Here is a 15,337-nt window from a genome sequence, read left to right as displayed (position 1 = left end):
CCGCGGCCGAACAGGGGACCGGACCAGATGACCGAAAAGACCGCACTCGTGACCGGCGCCGCCCGCGGCATCGGGCTTGCCACCACGCAACTGTTCCTGAAGGAAGGCCGCCGCGTCGCCATGATCGACCGCGACGCCGAGGCGCTGCACCAGTCGGCCGAGGGCCTCGAAGGCGCGCTGCCCGTCGCCTGCGACGTGTCCGACCCCGATCAGGTAGCCGCGATGACCCGGCAGGTCGCGGGCGAATTCGGACGCATCGACGCGCTGGTGAACAATGCGGGCGTCGCCGATTTCCGCCCTCTGGAAGAAACCGACTTCGCCACCTGGCGGCAGGTGATGGCGACCAATCTCGACGGGGTGTTCCTGATGTCGCAGGCGGCGATCCCGCATCTGAAGACCGTGCGCGGGGCGATCGTGAACGTGGCCTCGATCTCGGGCCTGCGGGCCAGCACGCTGCGGGTCGCCTATGGCACATCCAAGGCGGCGGTGATCCACCTGACCCGCCAGCAGGCGGCGGAACTGGGGGACCACGGCGTGCGGGCGAATTGCGTCGCGCCGGGGCCGGTGGATACCAAGCTGGCACTGGCGGTGCACACGCCGCAGATCCGCGCAGCCTATCACGACGCCATCCCGCTCAACCGCTACGGGCAGGAGGCGGAAATCGCCGAGGTGATCGTTTTCCTCTGCTCGGACAGGGCGAGCTATGTCACCGGCCAGACCATCGCCTCGGATGGCGGGTTCGACGCGACCGGCGTGGGGCTGCCCGCACTGCGGGCGCTTTCCCCCAACAGGAACGGATAAGGGGAACGGGGCGGCCGCCAGAGCCGCCCCGACCGCCGTCAGAGCGGAAAGCTCCACTCGGCGGGCAGATATCGGTAGCGATCACCCTCGGCCACGATCCGGCCGAAGCCGGGAAAGGACACATGCGTCGCCGCCACCAGCAGGCCATCGGCCGCGACCCGGTCGAACTGCGCCCGCCGCGACTGCGCGGCCAGCGCCGCATCGGTGTCGAAGCCGAATCCCGCATCGGGATAGGCGGTGTGGATGGCGGCGTTATGGAAACTGTCCGCCAGGATCATCAGCTGGTCGTCGCCGCTGGACACATGCAGCACCGAATGGCCGGGCGTATGGCCGGGCGCGTGGATCAGCTCCAGCCCCGGCGCAACCTCGCCACCTGTGACAAGCCGGGTGCGATCCGCATAGGGCGTCAGCGACCGGCGCGCGCTTTCGAACAGGCCGCGCGCCGCTTCGGGCGCCTGCGAGAGCATGCCGTCATCGAACCAGAAGGCCCGCTCCACCTCGCGCAGGACAATCTCGGCGTTGGCGAACACGGCATTGCCGCTTGCATCCACCAGCCCCTCGACATGGTCGATATGGGCATGGGTCAGGATCACGCCGTCGATCTGCTCGGGCGAAATGCCCGCCGCCGCCAGAAGTTCGACGGTGCGGCCCAGGTTCGGCCCGAAGGCGGCCGAGACGCCGGCGCCCGCATCGACCAGCCAGGTGGCGGTGGGGGTGTTGACCACGAAAGTGTTGACGGCGGTGGGCATCGTCGTGCCCTGCCCTTCCGCGGCCAGCGCGGCCTCGATCTGCCCGGCCGGAACGCCCGAGAACAGGTCGGCGGTAAGCGCGGTGTACCCGTCATTGATCGCCGTGATCTCGAAATCGCCGATGCGGCGGCGATAGATGCCGGGCACCTGCACGCCGGCCTGCGGCGCAAGGCCCAGGGCCGGCAGCGCGATGCCGGAGGCACCGGCGGCGAGGGCGGAAAGCCCGAAGGAACGTCGTGTCAGCATGGGATGGATCCTCAGGCGCGGGTCAGCGTGACGGCGATGTTGTTCTGCGTGGCGTGCGAGTAGGGGCAGACCACATGCGCGCGGGCGATCAGATCGTCCGCCTTTTCCGCCTCGATCCCGGGCAACTCGACGGTCAGCGCCACGTCCAGCCCGAAGCCCGTGCCATCGACCCGCGGGCCGATGCCCACTTTCGCGGTGACGTTGGCCGCCTCGGGCACGGCGATCTTTTCCTGCGAGGCCACGAACTTCAGCGCGCCCAGGAAGCAGGCGGCATATCCGGTCGCGAAAAGCTGCTCGGGGTTCACCCCTTCGCCCCCGGCGCCGCCCAGCTCCTTCGGGGTGGCAAGCCGGACGTCCACCGCGCCGTCGGTGGTGGCCGACTTGCCGTCGCGGCCACCGGTGGCAGTGGCTTCGGTGCGGTAGAGGATGTTGACGCTCATGGGCTTCTCCTTGTTTCGCAGTTGATATGCACGCGATTCCATCGTTTGCGTTTATATCGCGCACGATGGGATATGTGCCGCCCGATGCCCGGGTCAATCGCTTGCGCTCCTGTCGCGCGCGACCTACCCTCTGGTCAAAGCGACAAAGGCAGTCCCATGTCCGAGCGACCCGATCCCCAGACGCTGCTGTGCTTCCGTCTCTATGCTGCAAGCCACGCCTTCACGCGGTTCTACAAGCCGATCCTCGAGCCTCTCGGCCTGACCTATCCGCAATACCTCGTGCTGCTGGCGCTGATCCGCGAGGATGGGCGCAGCGTCGGCGCGCTGGGGGCCGAACTGATGCTGGACACCAACACGCTGTCCCCCTTGCTCAAGCGGCTCGAGGCGATGGGCCTCGTCTCTCGCCGCCGCATGCCCGAGGACGAGCGCCGGGTCGTGGTGGGCCTGACGCAAGAGGGCAAGCGCATCGCGGAACGGGCCGCCGCCATCCCCGACTGCATCTCGACCTGCCTCGACATGGACCCGCAGGCCCTGCAGACGCTGATCGACACGCTGGGCCGGCTGGGCCTCAAGCTGTCCGAGACGACGCCGCCGCGAACGCCTTCCTGAGCCTTGCCGCGCCTCGGGGGCGACCCCATCTGCCACTCGGGCCCATCACGCGCAGGACAAGTGGACATGAAACCGACCGACGCCGACGAGGATCTGCCCCGCCTGGTGCAGCGCAAGCTGCACTACTCGATTGCCGGTCTCCGCGAGACCTGGAAAAGCGAGCCCTCGTTCCGTCAGTGGACGGCCCTGGTGGCGGCATCGGACCTTGCGGCGCTGGCGCTGATGGACGGCGCGGCACTGGCCCTCGTGCTTGTGCTGGGCTTCCTGCTGCTGGCGGCAGAACTGGGCAACACCGCGATCGAGGCGGTCACGGACAAGGCCAGCCCGGACCACCACCCGCTTGCCGCAAAGGCAAAGGATGCGGCCAGCGCGATGGTTTTCGTGACCTTCGTCGCGCTGGCGACGGCATGGCTCGCCCTGCTGTTGGCGTGATCCCGCCAACCGATGACACTTTTTCGACAGGAGCCCCATATCTGCCTGCAGGATGACTGGCCAAACGGCGTCACGGGACTAGGTGCCGTGGTCATTGCAACAGGAATTCGCCCATGCTGATGAGCCGCAACGCCCTTGCCCCCAACGCCGCCGAAACGCTGAACCGCCTGCGCGCCGACCTGCGCATGGGTCTGCCGGTCGTGCTGTGCCGAGGCGAACGCGCGGCACTGGTCGTCGCGGCCGAGATGCTGACCGCCGAGCGGCTGGAGGCGATGCGCCAGATCGGCGGGGCGCTGGAACTCGCGATCACCGCCCACCGCGCCGAAAGCCTGAAGGCGCGGGCCTATGACGGCGATCTGGCGCGCGTTCTGGCGCCTGCCAACGCGACGCTCGGCTGGTTCCACGCTGTCTGCGACCCGTCGGGCGATCTTTCCTCTCCGGCCCAGGGTCCGCTGCACTGCCTGAGGGATGGCGCCTCGGACCTGCACCGTGTGGGGATCGCGCTGGCGAAATCCGCGCAGCTTCTGCCCGCCGTGGTCATGGTCACTCTGCCCGAAGGCGCGGCAATCGCGGGCTCTCTCGGGCTTAGCCGGGCGGATATCGCGCTGCTGGCGCCGGAACTCGCGCGCGCGCTGCCCTTCTCGCCGGTGGCCACCGCCCGCCTGCCGATGACCGCAAGCGAGGCCGGGCGCGTCCATGTGTTCCGCCCCGGGGACGGCAGCATCGAGCACTACGCCATTGAGATCGGCACGCCACCCCGGGACCGCCCGGTGCTGGCGCGGCTGCATTCGGCCTGCTTCACCGGTGACGTGCTGGGCAGCCTGAAATGCGATTGCGGGCCGCAGCTTGCCGCAGCCCTGGACCGCATGGGCGCCGAGGGTGCGGGCGTGCTGATCTACCTCAACCAGGAAGGGCGGGGCATCGGGCTTGCCAACAAGATGCGGGCCTATGCGCTTCAGGATCAGGGCTTCGACACGGTCGAGGCGAACCACCGCCTGGGCTTCGAGGATGACGAGCGCGATTTCCGCATCGGGGCGTCACTTCTCCGCGAGATGGGCTTCAGCGGCGTGCGCCTGCTGACCAACAACCCCTCCAAGGTGCGGATGCTGGGCGATCACGGGATCGAGGTGGTGGAGCGTGTGCCGCTGAAGGTCGGGCAGACCGCGCACAATGCCGCCTACCTGGCGACCAAGGCGCTCAAGTCCGGGCACATGCTGTAAGCGCGATGCACAGCGCCCCCGCCCTCTGGATCACCGGCCCGCGCCAGGTCGAGATCCGCCAGACCGGACTTGCCACCGGCAGTGACCTGATCGAGGTCGAAACGCTCTATACCGGGATCAGCCGCGGAACCGAACGGCTGGTCTTCGAGGGGCGCGTGCCCTCCGAAGAACAGGCCCGGATGCGCGCGCCCTTCCAGGAGGGCGATTTCCCGCATCCGGTGAAATACGGCTACTGCGCCGTGGGCCGCGCGCTGTCCGGCGCCCATGCGGGCCAGGCCGTGTTCGTCCTGCATCCCCATCAGGCGCGCTTCGCCATTCCCGAGCAGGCGGCCGTGCCCGTGCCCGAAACCGTGCCCCCCGCGCGGGCGATCCTGGCCGCGAACATGGAAACCGCGCTGACGATCCTGTGGGACAGCGGCATCGGCCCGGGCGACCGTGTCACCGTGATCGGTACCGGCGTCGTCGGCGCGCTGGCGGGCTGGCTTGCCGCCCGTATCCCCGGAACCGAGGTGACGCTGGTCGACGTGAACCGGGACCGTGCGAAGATCGCCGAAAGCCTGGGTTGCGCATACTCCACGCCGGATGCAGCCCCAACGGGCTGCGATGCCGTGATCCACACCAGCGCCAGCGCGTCCGGGCTTGCCACCTCGATCGCGCTTGCCGGGCTCGAGGCCACGGTGGTCGAGGCAAGCTGGCACGGCAGCGGCACGACCCCGGTTCCCCTTGGTGGCGCCTTTCACAGCAAGCGGCTTCGGATCGTCGGCAGCCAGGTCGGGCGCATCCCGCCGGCCCGCGCGCCCCGCTGGGACTATCGCCGGCGCATGGAAAAGGCGCTGTCGCTGCTGGGGGACCCCGCGCTTGATGTGCTGATCTCGGGCGAGACGGCGTTTGACGACCTTGTGCAGGAATATGCCCGCATCCTCGACGATCCGGCGACGCTCTGCCATCGTATCCGCTACCCGGGGTCCGCTACATGAACGAGACGCTGCGTTCCGCCATCGGGCTGGCCCGGTCGCTGGCGATCTATTACGGCAACCCGCTGCGCCAGCGGGCGCTGACCCGGTTCTACGCCGGGATCCTGAAGCCCGGCGACCTGGTTTTCGACATCGGCGCCCATGTCGGCAACCGTACCCGCGCCCTGCGCCGGGCGGGCGCGCGTGTCGTGGCGCTGGAGCCGCAGGCGCCCTTTTCCACCTTCCTGCGCCGCACCCTGCCGCGCGACGTGGTGCTGCTGGAAATGGCCGCCGGCCCGCAGGAAACCGTGGCGCAGATGGCCGTGTCCCGGCTGCATCCCACGGTCTCGTCGGTCAAGGCGGGCTTTGCCGACGCGGCCCTCGCCGCACCGGGTTTCGAGCATGTGCGCTGGGATGCGGTCCAGCAGGTGCAGGTGACCACGCTCGACGCGCTGATCGCGACGCACGGCATGCCCGCCTTCATCAAGATCGACGTCGAGGGGTTCGAGCTGGAAGTACTTCAGGGCCTTGGCGAGCCCGTGCCGCAGGTCGCCGTCGAATACCTGCCCGGCCTGCCCAGGATGGCGCGCGACGTGATCGAACGGCTGAGCGCGCTTGGCCACTACCGCTACAACGTGGTGCGCGGCGAGGAGGGGCGCTTTCTCTGGCCCGAATGGCGCGATGCCGCACAGGCGGATGCCTGGCTTGCCGCGCGCAGCCCGGATGAGAAGCACGGCGATCTCTATGCCCGGCTCGACACGCCGGAAGCCTGACATGAAGCTCGCCTTCGCCGTGCCCGGCCGCATCACCACGCGGACCGGCGGAACCCTCTACGACCTGCACCTGATCCGCGCGCTCGAGGCGCTTGGCCATTCCGTGCACCTGCTGGAACTGGGCGACGGCTGGCCGCATCCCGACGCGGGCACCATGCAGGCCGCCATCGACCGGCTGGCGGCGCTCGATCATGCAACGCCCGTGATCGTGGACGGTCTTGCCTATGGCGCGTTCCAGACCGAGGCCCTGGCCGGGGTGAAAGCCCCGATGACGGCCCTTGTCCACCACCCGCTGGCGCTGGAGGCGGGGCTGCCCGCTGACCTGGCTGCCCGGATGGCGGCACGGGAGAAGGCGAACCTTGCGCTGGCGCGCCAGGTCCTGGTGCCAAGCCCGCATACTGCGGCCGTCCTGCGCGCGGAATACGGCACGGCGGCCGACCGGGTCACCATCGCCCTGCCGGGCTTTTCCCTGCCCGCCCCGAGTCACACGCCACGGGCCACGCCGCCGCTGATCCTGTCCGTGGGCATTCTCTGCGCGCGCAAGGGGCATGACGTGCTGCTGGACGCGCTTGCCCGCATCGCGGATCTGGACTGGCAGGCCGCCATCATCGGCCGCCCGCACGAGGCGGCGGTGGTCGCGGCCCTGCCCCGGTTGCGGGCCGATCTGGGTCTGGACGACCGCGTGCGCATCCTGGGCGAGGTACCCGACGAGACGCTGGCAGAGCACTATCGCAGCGCCAGCCTGTTTGCGCTCGCCACCCGCTACGAAGGCTACGGCATGGTCTTTGGCGAGGCGCTGGGCCATAGCCTGCCGATCGTCAGCTGCCGTGGCGGGGCCGTGCCAGATACCGTGCCGGCGGGGGCGGGCATCCTGGTGGATGTGGACGACGCGGCCGCCTTTGCGAGGGCCCTGCGCCGGATACTGGTGGACGACGCGCTGCGCCACGAATGCGCCACCGCCGCCCGCGCCGCGGCCGAGGCGCTGCCGAGTTGGGCAGACACAGCCCGACTGGTGGCCGACCGGCTGGCCGCCGCGCGCTAACGGCGCAGAAGCGGCACCAGCAGCCCCGGCAGACCGGAGGCCAGCGCGGCCAGGCCAAAGGCGATGCTGGCGGCGATCCCGGCCTCGGAAGTCGCGCCCGCAAGGGGCCACAGCAGCCCCGCCGCCCCCTCGCGCAGGCCCCAGCCGCCGACCGACAGCGGGATCAGCATGGCCAGCAGCGCCAGCGGCACCAGCACCAGCGCAAGCGCGCCCAGCGGCGCGCCGACAGCGGCCGAGCACAGCGCGAAGGCGCCGATATTTGCGGCAAGAATGACGGCGCTCAGCGCCAGCTGGCGCGGCAGCGCGCCGGGCGACAGCCAGGCACGCCGCATCTGCGCCCCGAACCGCCGCGCCCAGCCCGGTCCCGCCACCACCAGCACGGCCCCCGCCCCCAGCAGCACGCCCAGCGCCAGCACCGGCCCCGCAGCGATCCCCGGCAGCAGCGCCAGCGCCGGCAACAGCAGCGCGAACAGCGCCACCTGCCCGGCCAGCCGCTCGATCATCACCGCCTGTGCGGCCACCGCCAGCCCCACGCCCGACTGCGCCCGCACCGCACGCCCGGCATCCCCCAGCACGCCACCCGGCAGCACCATGTTGCCCAGCGTGGCAAGGTAGTACTCCGCCACCGCCTGCCCGCGCCCGAGGCTCTGTCCAAGAAAGCCGGCGGTCAGCCGCCAGCGCAGGGCCGAGGCAAGGATCTGGACATTCAGCAGCGCCAGCGCGGCCAGCCACAGCAGCGGGTCCACGCCGCGCAGCGCGGCCAGCGCGGCCGGCCCGTCCACCACCTGCCAGAGCGCCAGCAGCAGAAGCGGCGGGACCGCCAGCCGCCAGAACCTCATGACTCGCCGTCGGTAAAGGTCTCGAGGAAACGGTCGCGGAACGCGTCCATCCGCAGCGCGGGCGTTGACGGGTCGGGGATCAGCCCCTCGGCAAAGCCCCAGGCGGCGAAACGCTCGACCAGTTCGGGCGGCCCGATCACATGGATCGGCACGTCGAAATCCTGCGTCCCCGAGACGAAGCGCGCGGCCTGGTGATCGCCCAGCACGATCATCAGCGGCGCGTCGTTGGCCACGCGTGCGGCATAGTCCGTCACCGTCCGAAGCGTGTAGTCGATCGCCAGCCGGTACTGTTCGCGCACCCGGTCATGGTCGCGCCAGACCACGTCGGGCGGGTCGCCCGCCTGCGCCATCGCGTTGAACACGGTGCCATCGCCCACCGCATCCCAGGGGACCAGGTCGGGGACCGGCACCCAGGGCGCGTGGGACGAGATCAGCGCGATCTGCGCGAACAGCGGCGGACGGTCCGCCACCTCCCGCTCCAGCCGGTCGAATGCCGACAGGGTGAACTGGTCGGGCATCGTCACCCAGTTGAAGGGCAAGCCCCGGTAGCCCAGGTCCGCCGCCGCATGGATCGCGTCGAAGCCGAAGAACCCGGCCTCGGGCCAGGCCATGGTGATCGCGGGCATCACGGCCGCCGTGCGGTAGCCGGCCTGCGCCGCGAAATGAAACAGCGTCCGGCGCGGGCTTGCGATCATCGCGCGGTAGCGGCCCTGGTTGTCGGTCCAGAGCCCCGAGGCGACGCTGCCATGGGCAAGCCAGCTCTGCCCGCCCACCATCGGCGCGGTCAGCCAGCCCGAGCGCATCCCAAGCCCCGCCGCCGCAAGTTGCGGCTCGGCCGCGCGCAGCGTGCCCGCGTGGGTCGGGCGGTAGAGCGGGTTCTCGAAGCTGGAGCGGCCGTAGCTCTCGACATAGATCAGCTGCACGTCGCGCCCGTCCAGCGCCGACAGCAGCCCCTGGCGCCCGACATAGGGATCCTCGGTCGCGGCGCGACGGAAGTCCCGCAGATCGGACAGCGTCTCGCGCCACAGCGCGACCCGCTCGATCCCGACGCGCGCGGTAAAGGCGGCACCGGGGGCCTGGAACGGCATCGACCACGCCCGCATGGCCTGCCCGATCTCGCCCACCGCAAGCCCGGTGGCAGGCACCAGCGCAAGGCCCGCTACCAGCGCCAGCGCAGGCGGAGGGCGCAACCGCGCCCAGCGTCCGGTTGCCCACCAGAGCGCCCAGGCCACCAGCGCCAGCGCCAGCAGCGCACCGGCCACGGCCAGCGCGGCCAACGGCGTCCCGATGCTGCCACTGCCCAGCACCCAGGCTGCGTGGATCAGGTTGTAGTCCACCACCGCGTTGAAACCCCGGTTGAAGGCGATGAAGGTGCCGTAGTCGGCCAGCTTCGCCAGCGCGATCACCATGAGTACGGCGACCAGCAGCAGCCGCAGCCCCTGCGTCAGCCGCGCCCCCGCGGGCAGCGCGATCAGCGCCAGCAGCATCACCGGCAGTTCCAGCGGGAACAGGAACAGCGCATTCCAGGCCATCGCATCGGGATGGTTGGGCTGGATCAGCACCAGGTGCAGCAGAAGCGCCGCCGCAGCGAGTGCCGCGATCCGGCTCATGCCCGGCGGCCCCGTGCCAGAAGCCAGACCGCGTCACGCAGGAACGAGGCGCCCAGGATGGCCAGCGCCACTCCCGCGATCCAGCCGGCCAGGGGCGGCTGCACCACCGGCGCCATCAGCGCGATCAGCGCGGCGATCTGGATCACGCACACCAGCTTGCGCCGGAACGACGGGAACAGCGCCCCCTGAAGCGCAGGCAAGACCCAGCCGGCCGCCACGAAGACATGGCGCATCAGCCCCAGACCCAGAACCCAGAACCCCGCCTTGCCCGACAGCCAGGCAAGAAGCGCCAGGATCAGGCCCAGCGCCACATCCACCTCCATGTCGAGCCGCGCCCCGAAATCAGAGGACAGGCCAGCCCGCCGGGCGGCCCAGCCATCGAGCCCGTCCATGGCAAGGGCCAGCAGCGCCACGCCAAGCGCCGCCCACGCCACGAACCCCTCAAGCACCTGCGGCGCCGCCAGCAGCCCGGCAAGCCCCGCGACCAGCCCGCCGCGCGCAAGCGTCACGACATTGCAAAGACCAAGCCGCCGGTGCGGATAATGCCGGGCAAGCCCTGCCAGCGCGATTGCCCCCCCGACGGCCGCGACGGCCGCGGCGACCCAGATGGCGCCGCCCAGCAGCGACGCGACACCGCCCGCAAGCACCACCGAGGCCAGGACCACGGCGCCGCCCTGCACCAGCGGGGTGGGCGCCGGGCTCGCGAATGATTTTTCCAGCTGCGCGTCGCTCATTGCAGTTCCCGATCCTTCATGCGGTCAATCTAGCGCCGGCCGGCGCGCTTCAAGCCATGGGCAGCATGGACACAGGCGCGCCGGGACCTAATTTCCGATAGGGTAGGAGGTGCGCCATGGTCGTGCAGAAATATACGAGAACGGCCCGCGTGTTGCATTGGGCGGTTGCGGTCCTGGTGATCGCGACGCTGCCGGTTGGCGGATACATGCTGACCGAGGGGCTTGCGCGTCCGACCCAGGATGCGCTGTTCATCTTTCACAAGAACGTGGGCGTGCTGATCCTTCTGCTGATGCTGGCGCGCCTGGGCTGGCGTCTGACGCACCCTGCCCCGCCCCTGCCCGAAAGCGTGCCGCCACTGCAGGCGCGCATCGCCGGGCTGACGCACTGGGCGCTTTACGCGGCGGTGCTGTTCATGGCGTTCAGCGGCTATGTCCGCGTCCGCGCCGGGGGCTTCCCGATCGAGGCACTGGACGCGCTGGGGATCCCCCCGCTCGTTCCCCGGTCCGACTCACTCGCCGAGACGGCAAAGGCGGCGCATGCGACGGCCCGGCTGGTGGTCATCGGACTGGTCGCCATCCATGTCGGAGCGGCACTTCATCACGCAATCTTGCGCAAGGATGGCGTGTTTTCGCGCATTTGGCCGCCATTTGCGCGGTAACCCGCGCAGTCGGCGCGGGGGGGCTTGTGGGTTTCACGGCACTCACTATTTGCAAGCGCCGCACTCAACCGAGGGAGACCCATCTTGCGCGCAATGACCCTGTCCGAAGTGACAGAAATCGAAAGAACCGGCTGGCCTGTGCCCGCGGCTCTGGAGATGCCGCCGCGCAGCCCCGGTGAGCGGGTCCTGACCGGACCCGGCGTGCCCGAAGCGGACCGCCCGGTCCGTCGCGCCCGGCTGCGGCTTGCCGCCCTGACCGCGGCCTTTGCCCTGCCCCTGACCGCCGCGTTCCTGGCCGCGATCGATGGGCCCGCGCCGGTGGTGGCGCTGCTCGTCGCCCTGTTCGGCCTGAACGCCGCCTACATCGCCGCCGGTGCCGCCATGGCGCTGCTGGGCCTTGGCCAGCGGCGCCGCGCCGCCCCCGTCCCCGCCTCGTTCCAACCTGCGGGCCGCATCGCCGTGCTGTGGCTCGTCTGCGGAGAGGCGCCGCTGGCAATCGCCCGCCGCGTTTCGGCGCTGCGGCGCGACCTTGACCGGTCGGGCCTTGGCGGCAGCACGGACATCTGGATCCTGTCCGACACCCGCACCCCCGAGGCCGCCGCGGCAGAGGAGCAGATCCTCGCCCCCCTCGCCGCCCAGCACGGCATCCACTACCGCCGCCGGACCGAGAATGTCGGCCGCAAGCCCGGCAACGTCGCGGATTGGGTGACACGGCAGGGCTCGGTCTACGAGACGATGCTGGTCATGGACGCCGACAGCCAGATGACCGCCGACCGCATCCGCGCCCTTCAGTGGCGGATGGAGCAGAACCCGCATCTGGGCCTGATCCAGACCGGCATGCGGCTCGTCTCGGGCGAAAGCCGTTTCGCCGCGCTGCAGCGCCTGTCCTCGCGCCTGTGCGGCCCGGGCTTCACCCGCGGCCTTGCCGGCTGGACCGGCACCGAGGGGAACTTCTGGGGCCACAACGCGCTGATCCGCGTGCGCGCCTTCGCGGCATCGGCTGGGCTTGCGCCGCTGTCGGGCCCGGCGCCCTTCGGCGGCCCGATCCTCAGCCACGACTTCATCGAAGCCGCCTGGCTGCGCCGGTCAGGCTGGGGGGTGGAGGTGGAGCCCTCGACCCTCGGCAGTGCCGAGGAAGCGCCCGAGACGCTGGGCGAGTTCCACCGCCGCGACCGCCGCTGGTGCCAGGGCAACCTGCAGCATGTACGCCTGCTGGGCGCGCGCGGCCTGCACCCGATCAGCCGCCTGCACCTGATGGGCGGGATCCAGTCCTACCTGTCGGCGCCGATCTGGCTGGCGATGGTGCTGATCCTGGCGCTGGGCGGCGTGGAACTTGGGGGCAATGCCGGCTGGCCGCTGGCCGGGGCGCTGGCCCTTCTGATGGTGCCGAAGCTGGCCGGCATCGGCGAGTGGGTCACGCGGCGGCGCGGCCGTGCCCGCTGGCTGGTCGTGCGCGCCGGCCTGACCGAACTGGCCCTGTCGAGCCTGATCGCCCCCATCGTGATGCTGAACCAGAGCCGCGCCGTGGCCGAGGTGCTGCTGGGCCGCGACTGCGGCTGGAAGGGCCCGCAGCGCCGCCCCTTGATAAGCCTGCCGCGCGGTGGCTGGGAAAGCCTGTCCGGCCTTGCCCTGATCGCCCTGGCCGCCTGGTTCTCGGATGCGCCGGAGGCGGCGGCCCTGCTGCTGGCGCCGGTCGCGCTGCCGCTGGTGGCGGCCCCCCTGATCCTGCGCTTCATGGATGCGCCGAAGCGGCCTGCGCCGCGGGCGCGGATTGCCCATCTCGTGGCTGCGGAGGGCCGGGCATGACCATCCTCAGACCCTCGCGCCGTGCGGTCCTGCTTGGCGGGATCGCCGCCGTCGCCGCGGCCATGCCGAGGCTGCGGGCAATGGCCAACGTCTCGCCCGAGGCGCTGATCGAGCGTGCGCGCCGCCTGTCGCAAGCGCCGCATCGCGACACCACGATCGCGCTGGTGCCGCCCTTCGACAGCCTGACCTATGACAGTTTCCGCGGCATCCGCCCCCGCCCCGGCGGCGCGGGCGAGCTGGAGATTGGCGGCGGCGTCCGCATGGACCTGCTGCCGCCCGGCTTCTACTTCCGCGACCGCGTCGAGGTGGTCGTTCCCGGACAGGACACGCCGCTCGACTTCGACCCCTCGCTCTTCACCTTCGAGCCGCGCTACTTCCCGGAACCGCCGCAGCCGGCACCCGGCATGGAGGAGATGGGTTTTTCGGGCATCCGCCTGCGCGGCCCGCTCAACCGGCCGGACATCTGGGACGAGTTCCTCGTGATGCAGGGCGCAAGCTATTTCCGCGCCCTGCCCGCGGATACGGTCTATGGCCTGTCGGCCCGCGGCCTTGCGCTCGGCACCGGCGGATCCACGCCCGAGGAATTCCCGGTCTTCACCCGGCTGGAGGTGGACCCGACCGAACAGGGCGCCGTGCGCATCGGCGCGCTGATCGAAAGCCCGTCGGCCACGGGCGCGCTGATCTTCGCGATCCGCCCGGGCGCGCCCACGGTGATGGATTGCGAGCTGACGCTCTTCCCGCGCCGCAACATCGCCGAGGCGGGCATAGCGCCGCTGACCTCGATGTATTTCTTCGGGCCGCTGCGCCGCTCGGTCGCGGATGATTTCCGCCCGGCGGTGCATGACAGCGACGTGCTCTGGATCGAGAACGGCGCCGGCGAGACGGTCGTGCGGCCGCTCTCCAACCCGGCGCAACTCCAGATCTCGGCCTTCTCGGACACCGGGCCGCGGCGCTTCGGGTTGTTGCAGACCCTGCGCGACTACGAGGATTACGTTGACCCCGAGGCCGCCTATCACCGCCGCCCCTCGGCCTGGGTGGAACCGGTGGGCGACTGGGGGCCGGGCGCCGTGACGCTGGTCGAGATCCCGACGGCGGACGAGTACCACGATAACATCGTCGCCTTCTGGCGGCCTGCCGAGCCTCTGATGGCGGGCGGCGAATACCGCTTCGCCTATCGCCTGGTCTGGAGCGGTGCGGCCGAGCCCGGCCACGGCTTCCCGCTGGCCGTGGCGGCCAGCCGCAGCGGACGCGATCCGCTGACCCCCGGCGCGCGGCTGTTCGTGGTGGATTACCGCGCCGACGGCGTGCAGCCCGATCCCGCGGCCATGTCGCTCAAAATCGAAAGCCTGTCGGGCGAGGGCCAGATCACCGGTCAGAGCTTCTATGCGCCGGGCGAGCCGGGGCTTTACCGCGCAAGCTTCCTGTTCACGCCGGCAGAGGGGCAGACGGTGGCCGAACTGCGCTTGGTGATCGGCGGCGCGGATGGCGCGCCTGCCTCACCTGTCTGGCTGCATCGCTGGACCATGGCTCGCGACGGCGGCGTCTAGGCCTGCCCGCGCGCCCCCCCGGGGCCGGGCGCCTTGCGTCTCGGCCTCGGGCATCTGGCAATCGAAAAGCACGTCGCTGCCCAACCCGTAAACCCGCGTCACCGGGCGGCACGCGCGCGACAGACGCTCCACCGGGCTGGTGGTCAGCCCCGCGGGCCCCGCCCCGATGATGAGCGGCGCCACCGCGACATGCAGCCGGTCGAGGCAGCCCGCCTCCAGGAAATGCGCAAGCGTGGTGCTGCCGCCCTCGACCAGGATGCTGTGCAGCCCCCGCTCGCGCAGCGCCGAAAGGATCGCCGCAGGCTGCAGGCGCTCGCCGGTCCGGGCAAGCCGGACCACCTCGACGCCTGCGGGGCGCGGGCGGTCGACGGCCTGCACGACGATGCGCCGCGCGCCGTTCGGGGCCAGCATCGGCGCATCGTCCGGCAGCCGCCCCGACGGGTCGATCACCACGCGCGCCGGGCTGTCGCCGGGGACCAGCCGCACGGTCAGTTGCGGCGTGTCGTGCAGCGCGGTGCCGATGCCGATGACCACGGCATCCACCAGCGCCCGGATACGGTGCAGGTGCACCAGCCCGTCGGGCCCGGACACGTCCCGCGCATCGCCGGTCACGGTCGCCACGCGCCCGTCCAGCGACTGCCCGATCTGGCCCAGCACCAGCGGGGCGGTATCGCGGCGGGCGATGGGGGCGTAAAGTTCAAGCGCGGCGCGTTCGGCGGCGGTCCATTCCGGTCTGTCCGCCACGGCCTGGCCGGCGCGCAGGTCCAGCAGATGTGCCCACAGGCGCGGGGTCGCGTCGATCGCCAGCATCAGGGTCTCCTTCCGGGAACGCCTTTCGAGAGGAGAGTTAGCGCAGCCGGGTCGCTTGTCATCACCC

16 protein-coding genes are annotated in these 15,337 nt (G+C 70.9%); 10 read left to right on the top strand and 6 right to left on the bottom strand.

Features of this window, described 5'->3' with window-relative positions:
* Positions 1-27 precede the first annotated feature (27 nt).
* The gene (locus tag HMH01_RS03320; protein ID WP_171322470.1) at positions 28-801 is read left to right on the top strand and encodes an SDR family NAD(P)-dependent oxidoreductase; all 774 of its coding nucleotides are present in this window, start codon (positions 28-30) and stop codon (positions 799-801) included.
* 38 nt (positions 802-839) lie between these two features.
* On the opposite strand, the gene HMH01_RS03315 is transcribed toward HMH01_RS03320, so the two are convergent.
* Positions 840-1,796, bottom strand: coding sequence for an MBL fold metallo-hydrolase (locus HMH01_RS03315; protein WP_171322468.1), 957 nt, complete (start codon positions 1,794-1,796; stop codon positions 840-842).
* Positions 1,797-1,807: 11 nt separating this feature from the next.
* Positions 1,808-2,236 carry an organic hydroperoxide resistance protein gene (locus tag HMH01_RS03310; RefSeq protein ID WP_171322466.1) on the bottom strand — a complete coding sequence of 143 codons (429 nt, stop codon included), beginning with the start codon at positions 2,234-2,236 and terminating at the stop codon, positions 1,808-1,810.
* Between the two features lie 156 nt (positions 2,237-2,392).
* Here HMH01_RS03310 and HMH01_RS17910 point away from each other — a divergent pair, with 156 nt between their 5' ends.
* From HMH01_RS17910 to HMH01_RS03280, 6 genes are all read left to right on the top strand, one after another.
* A complete protein-coding gene (locus tag HMH01_RS17910; RefSeq protein ID WP_171322464.1) occupies positions 2,393-2,845 on the top strand; it encodes a MarR family winged helix-turn-helix transcriptional regulator in 453 nt (150 codons plus the stop codon).
* Positions 2,846-2,911: 66 nt separating this feature from the next.
* The gene (locus HMH01_RS03300) at positions 2,912-3,277 is read left to right on the top strand and encodes a diacylglycerol kinase (protein ID WP_171322462.1); all 366 of its coding nucleotides are present in this window, start codon (positions 2,912-2,914) and stop codon (positions 3,275-3,277) included.
* 119 nt (positions 3,278-3,396) lie between these two features.
* Positions 3,397-4,497 (top strand): GTP cyclohydrolase II, encoded by a 1,101-nt coding sequence (ribA, locus tag HMH01_RS03295; RefSeq protein ID WP_246237267.1) that lies wholly within the window; start codon positions 3,397-3,399, stop codon positions 4,495-4,497.
* Between the two features lie 5 nt (positions 4,498-4,502).
* Complete coding sequence (locus HMH01_RS03290) at positions 4,503-5,474, top strand: zinc-dependent alcohol dehydrogenase (protein WP_171322458.1); 972 nt, start codon at positions 4,503-4,505, stop codon at positions 5,472-5,474.
* Positions 5,471-6,223, top strand: coding sequence for an FkbM family methyltransferase (locus tag HMH01_RS03285; protein ID WP_246237266.1), 753 nt, complete (start codon positions 5,471-5,473; stop codon positions 6,221-6,223). Before HMH01_RS03290 ends, HMH01_RS03285 begins: the two co-directional genes overlap by 4 nt.
* Before the next feature lies 1 nt (position 6,224).
* Positions 6,225-7,265 (top strand): glycosyltransferase family 4 protein, encoded by a 1,041-nt coding sequence (locus HMH01_RS03280; RefSeq protein ID WP_171322456.1) that lies wholly within the window; start codon positions 6,225-6,227, stop codon positions 7,263-7,265.
* Here the strand turns inward: HMH01_RS03280 and HMH01_RS03275 are convergent.
* The 3 genes from HMH01_RS03275 to HMH01_RS03265 are packed head-to-tail and all read right to left on the bottom strand — an operon-like array spanning position 7,262 to position 10,448.
* Complete coding sequence (locus HMH01_RS03275) at positions 7,262-8,104, bottom strand: lysylphosphatidylglycerol synthase transmembrane domain-containing protein (protein WP_171322454.1); 843 nt, start codon at positions 8,102-8,104, stop codon at positions 7,262-7,264. The genes HMH01_RS03280 and HMH01_RS03275 overlap by 4 nt on opposite strands.
* Positions 8,101-9,714, bottom strand: a complete 1,614-nt coding sequence (locus tag HMH01_RS03270; RefSeq protein WP_171322452.1) for an alkaline phosphatase family protein — start codon at positions 9,712-9,714, stop codon at positions 8,101-8,103. Before HMH01_RS03270 ends, HMH01_RS03275 begins: the two co-directional genes overlap by 4 nt.
* Entirely contained in the window at positions 9,711-10,448 is a 738-nt protein-coding gene (locus HMH01_RS03265) for a CDP-alcohol phosphatidyltransferase family protein (protein ID WP_216366748.1), read from the bottom strand. The genes HMH01_RS03270 and HMH01_RS03265 overlap by 4 nt, the downstream gene beginning before the upstream one ends.
* A gap of 116 nt (positions 10,449-10,564) precedes the next feature.
* Between HMH01_RS03265 and HMH01_RS03260 the strand changes: the two genes are divergently transcribed.
* The 3 genes from HMH01_RS03260 (at position 10,565) to HMH01_RS03250 (ending at position 14,460) form a co-directional block, all read left to right on the top strand.
* Positions 10,565-11,107 (top strand): cytochrome b, encoded by a 543-nt coding sequence (locus tag HMH01_RS03260; RefSeq protein ID WP_171322450.1) that lies wholly within the window; start codon positions 10,565-10,567, stop codon positions 11,105-11,107.
* A gap of 93 nt (positions 11,108-11,200) precedes the next feature.
* Positions 11,201-12,913: a glucans biosynthesis glucosyltransferase MdoH gene (gene mdoH, locus HMH01_RS03255; protein WP_246237336.1), complete on the top strand. Its 1,713-nt coding sequence runs from the start codon at positions 11,201-11,203 to the stop codon at positions 12,911-12,913.
* Entirely contained in the window at positions 12,910-14,460 is a 1,551-nt protein-coding gene (locus HMH01_RS03250) for an OpgD/OpgG family glucan biosynthesis protein (protein WP_171322446.1), read from the top strand. Before mdoH ends, HMH01_RS03250 begins: the two co-directional genes overlap by 4 nt.
* Here the strand turns inward: HMH01_RS03250 and HMH01_RS03245 are convergent.
* Positions 14,410-15,270 carry a RibD family protein gene (locus tag HMH01_RS03245; RefSeq protein WP_171322444.1) on the bottom strand — a complete coding sequence of 287 codons (861 nt, stop codon included), beginning with the start codon at positions 15,268-15,270 and terminating at the stop codon, positions 14,410-14,412. The genes HMH01_RS03250 and HMH01_RS03245 overlap by 51 nt on opposite strands.
* Between the last annotated feature and the right edge of the window lie 67 nt (positions 15,271-15,337).

Origin of the sequence: Halovulum dunhuangense (genome assembly GCF_013093415.1) — a bacterium.
GTDB classification, from domain to species: domain Bacteria; phylum Pseudomonadota; class Alphaproteobacteria; order Rhodobacterales; family Rhodobacteraceae; genus Halovulum; species Halovulum dunhuangense.
This window is presented reverse-complemented; position numbering and strand designations above follow the sequence as displayed.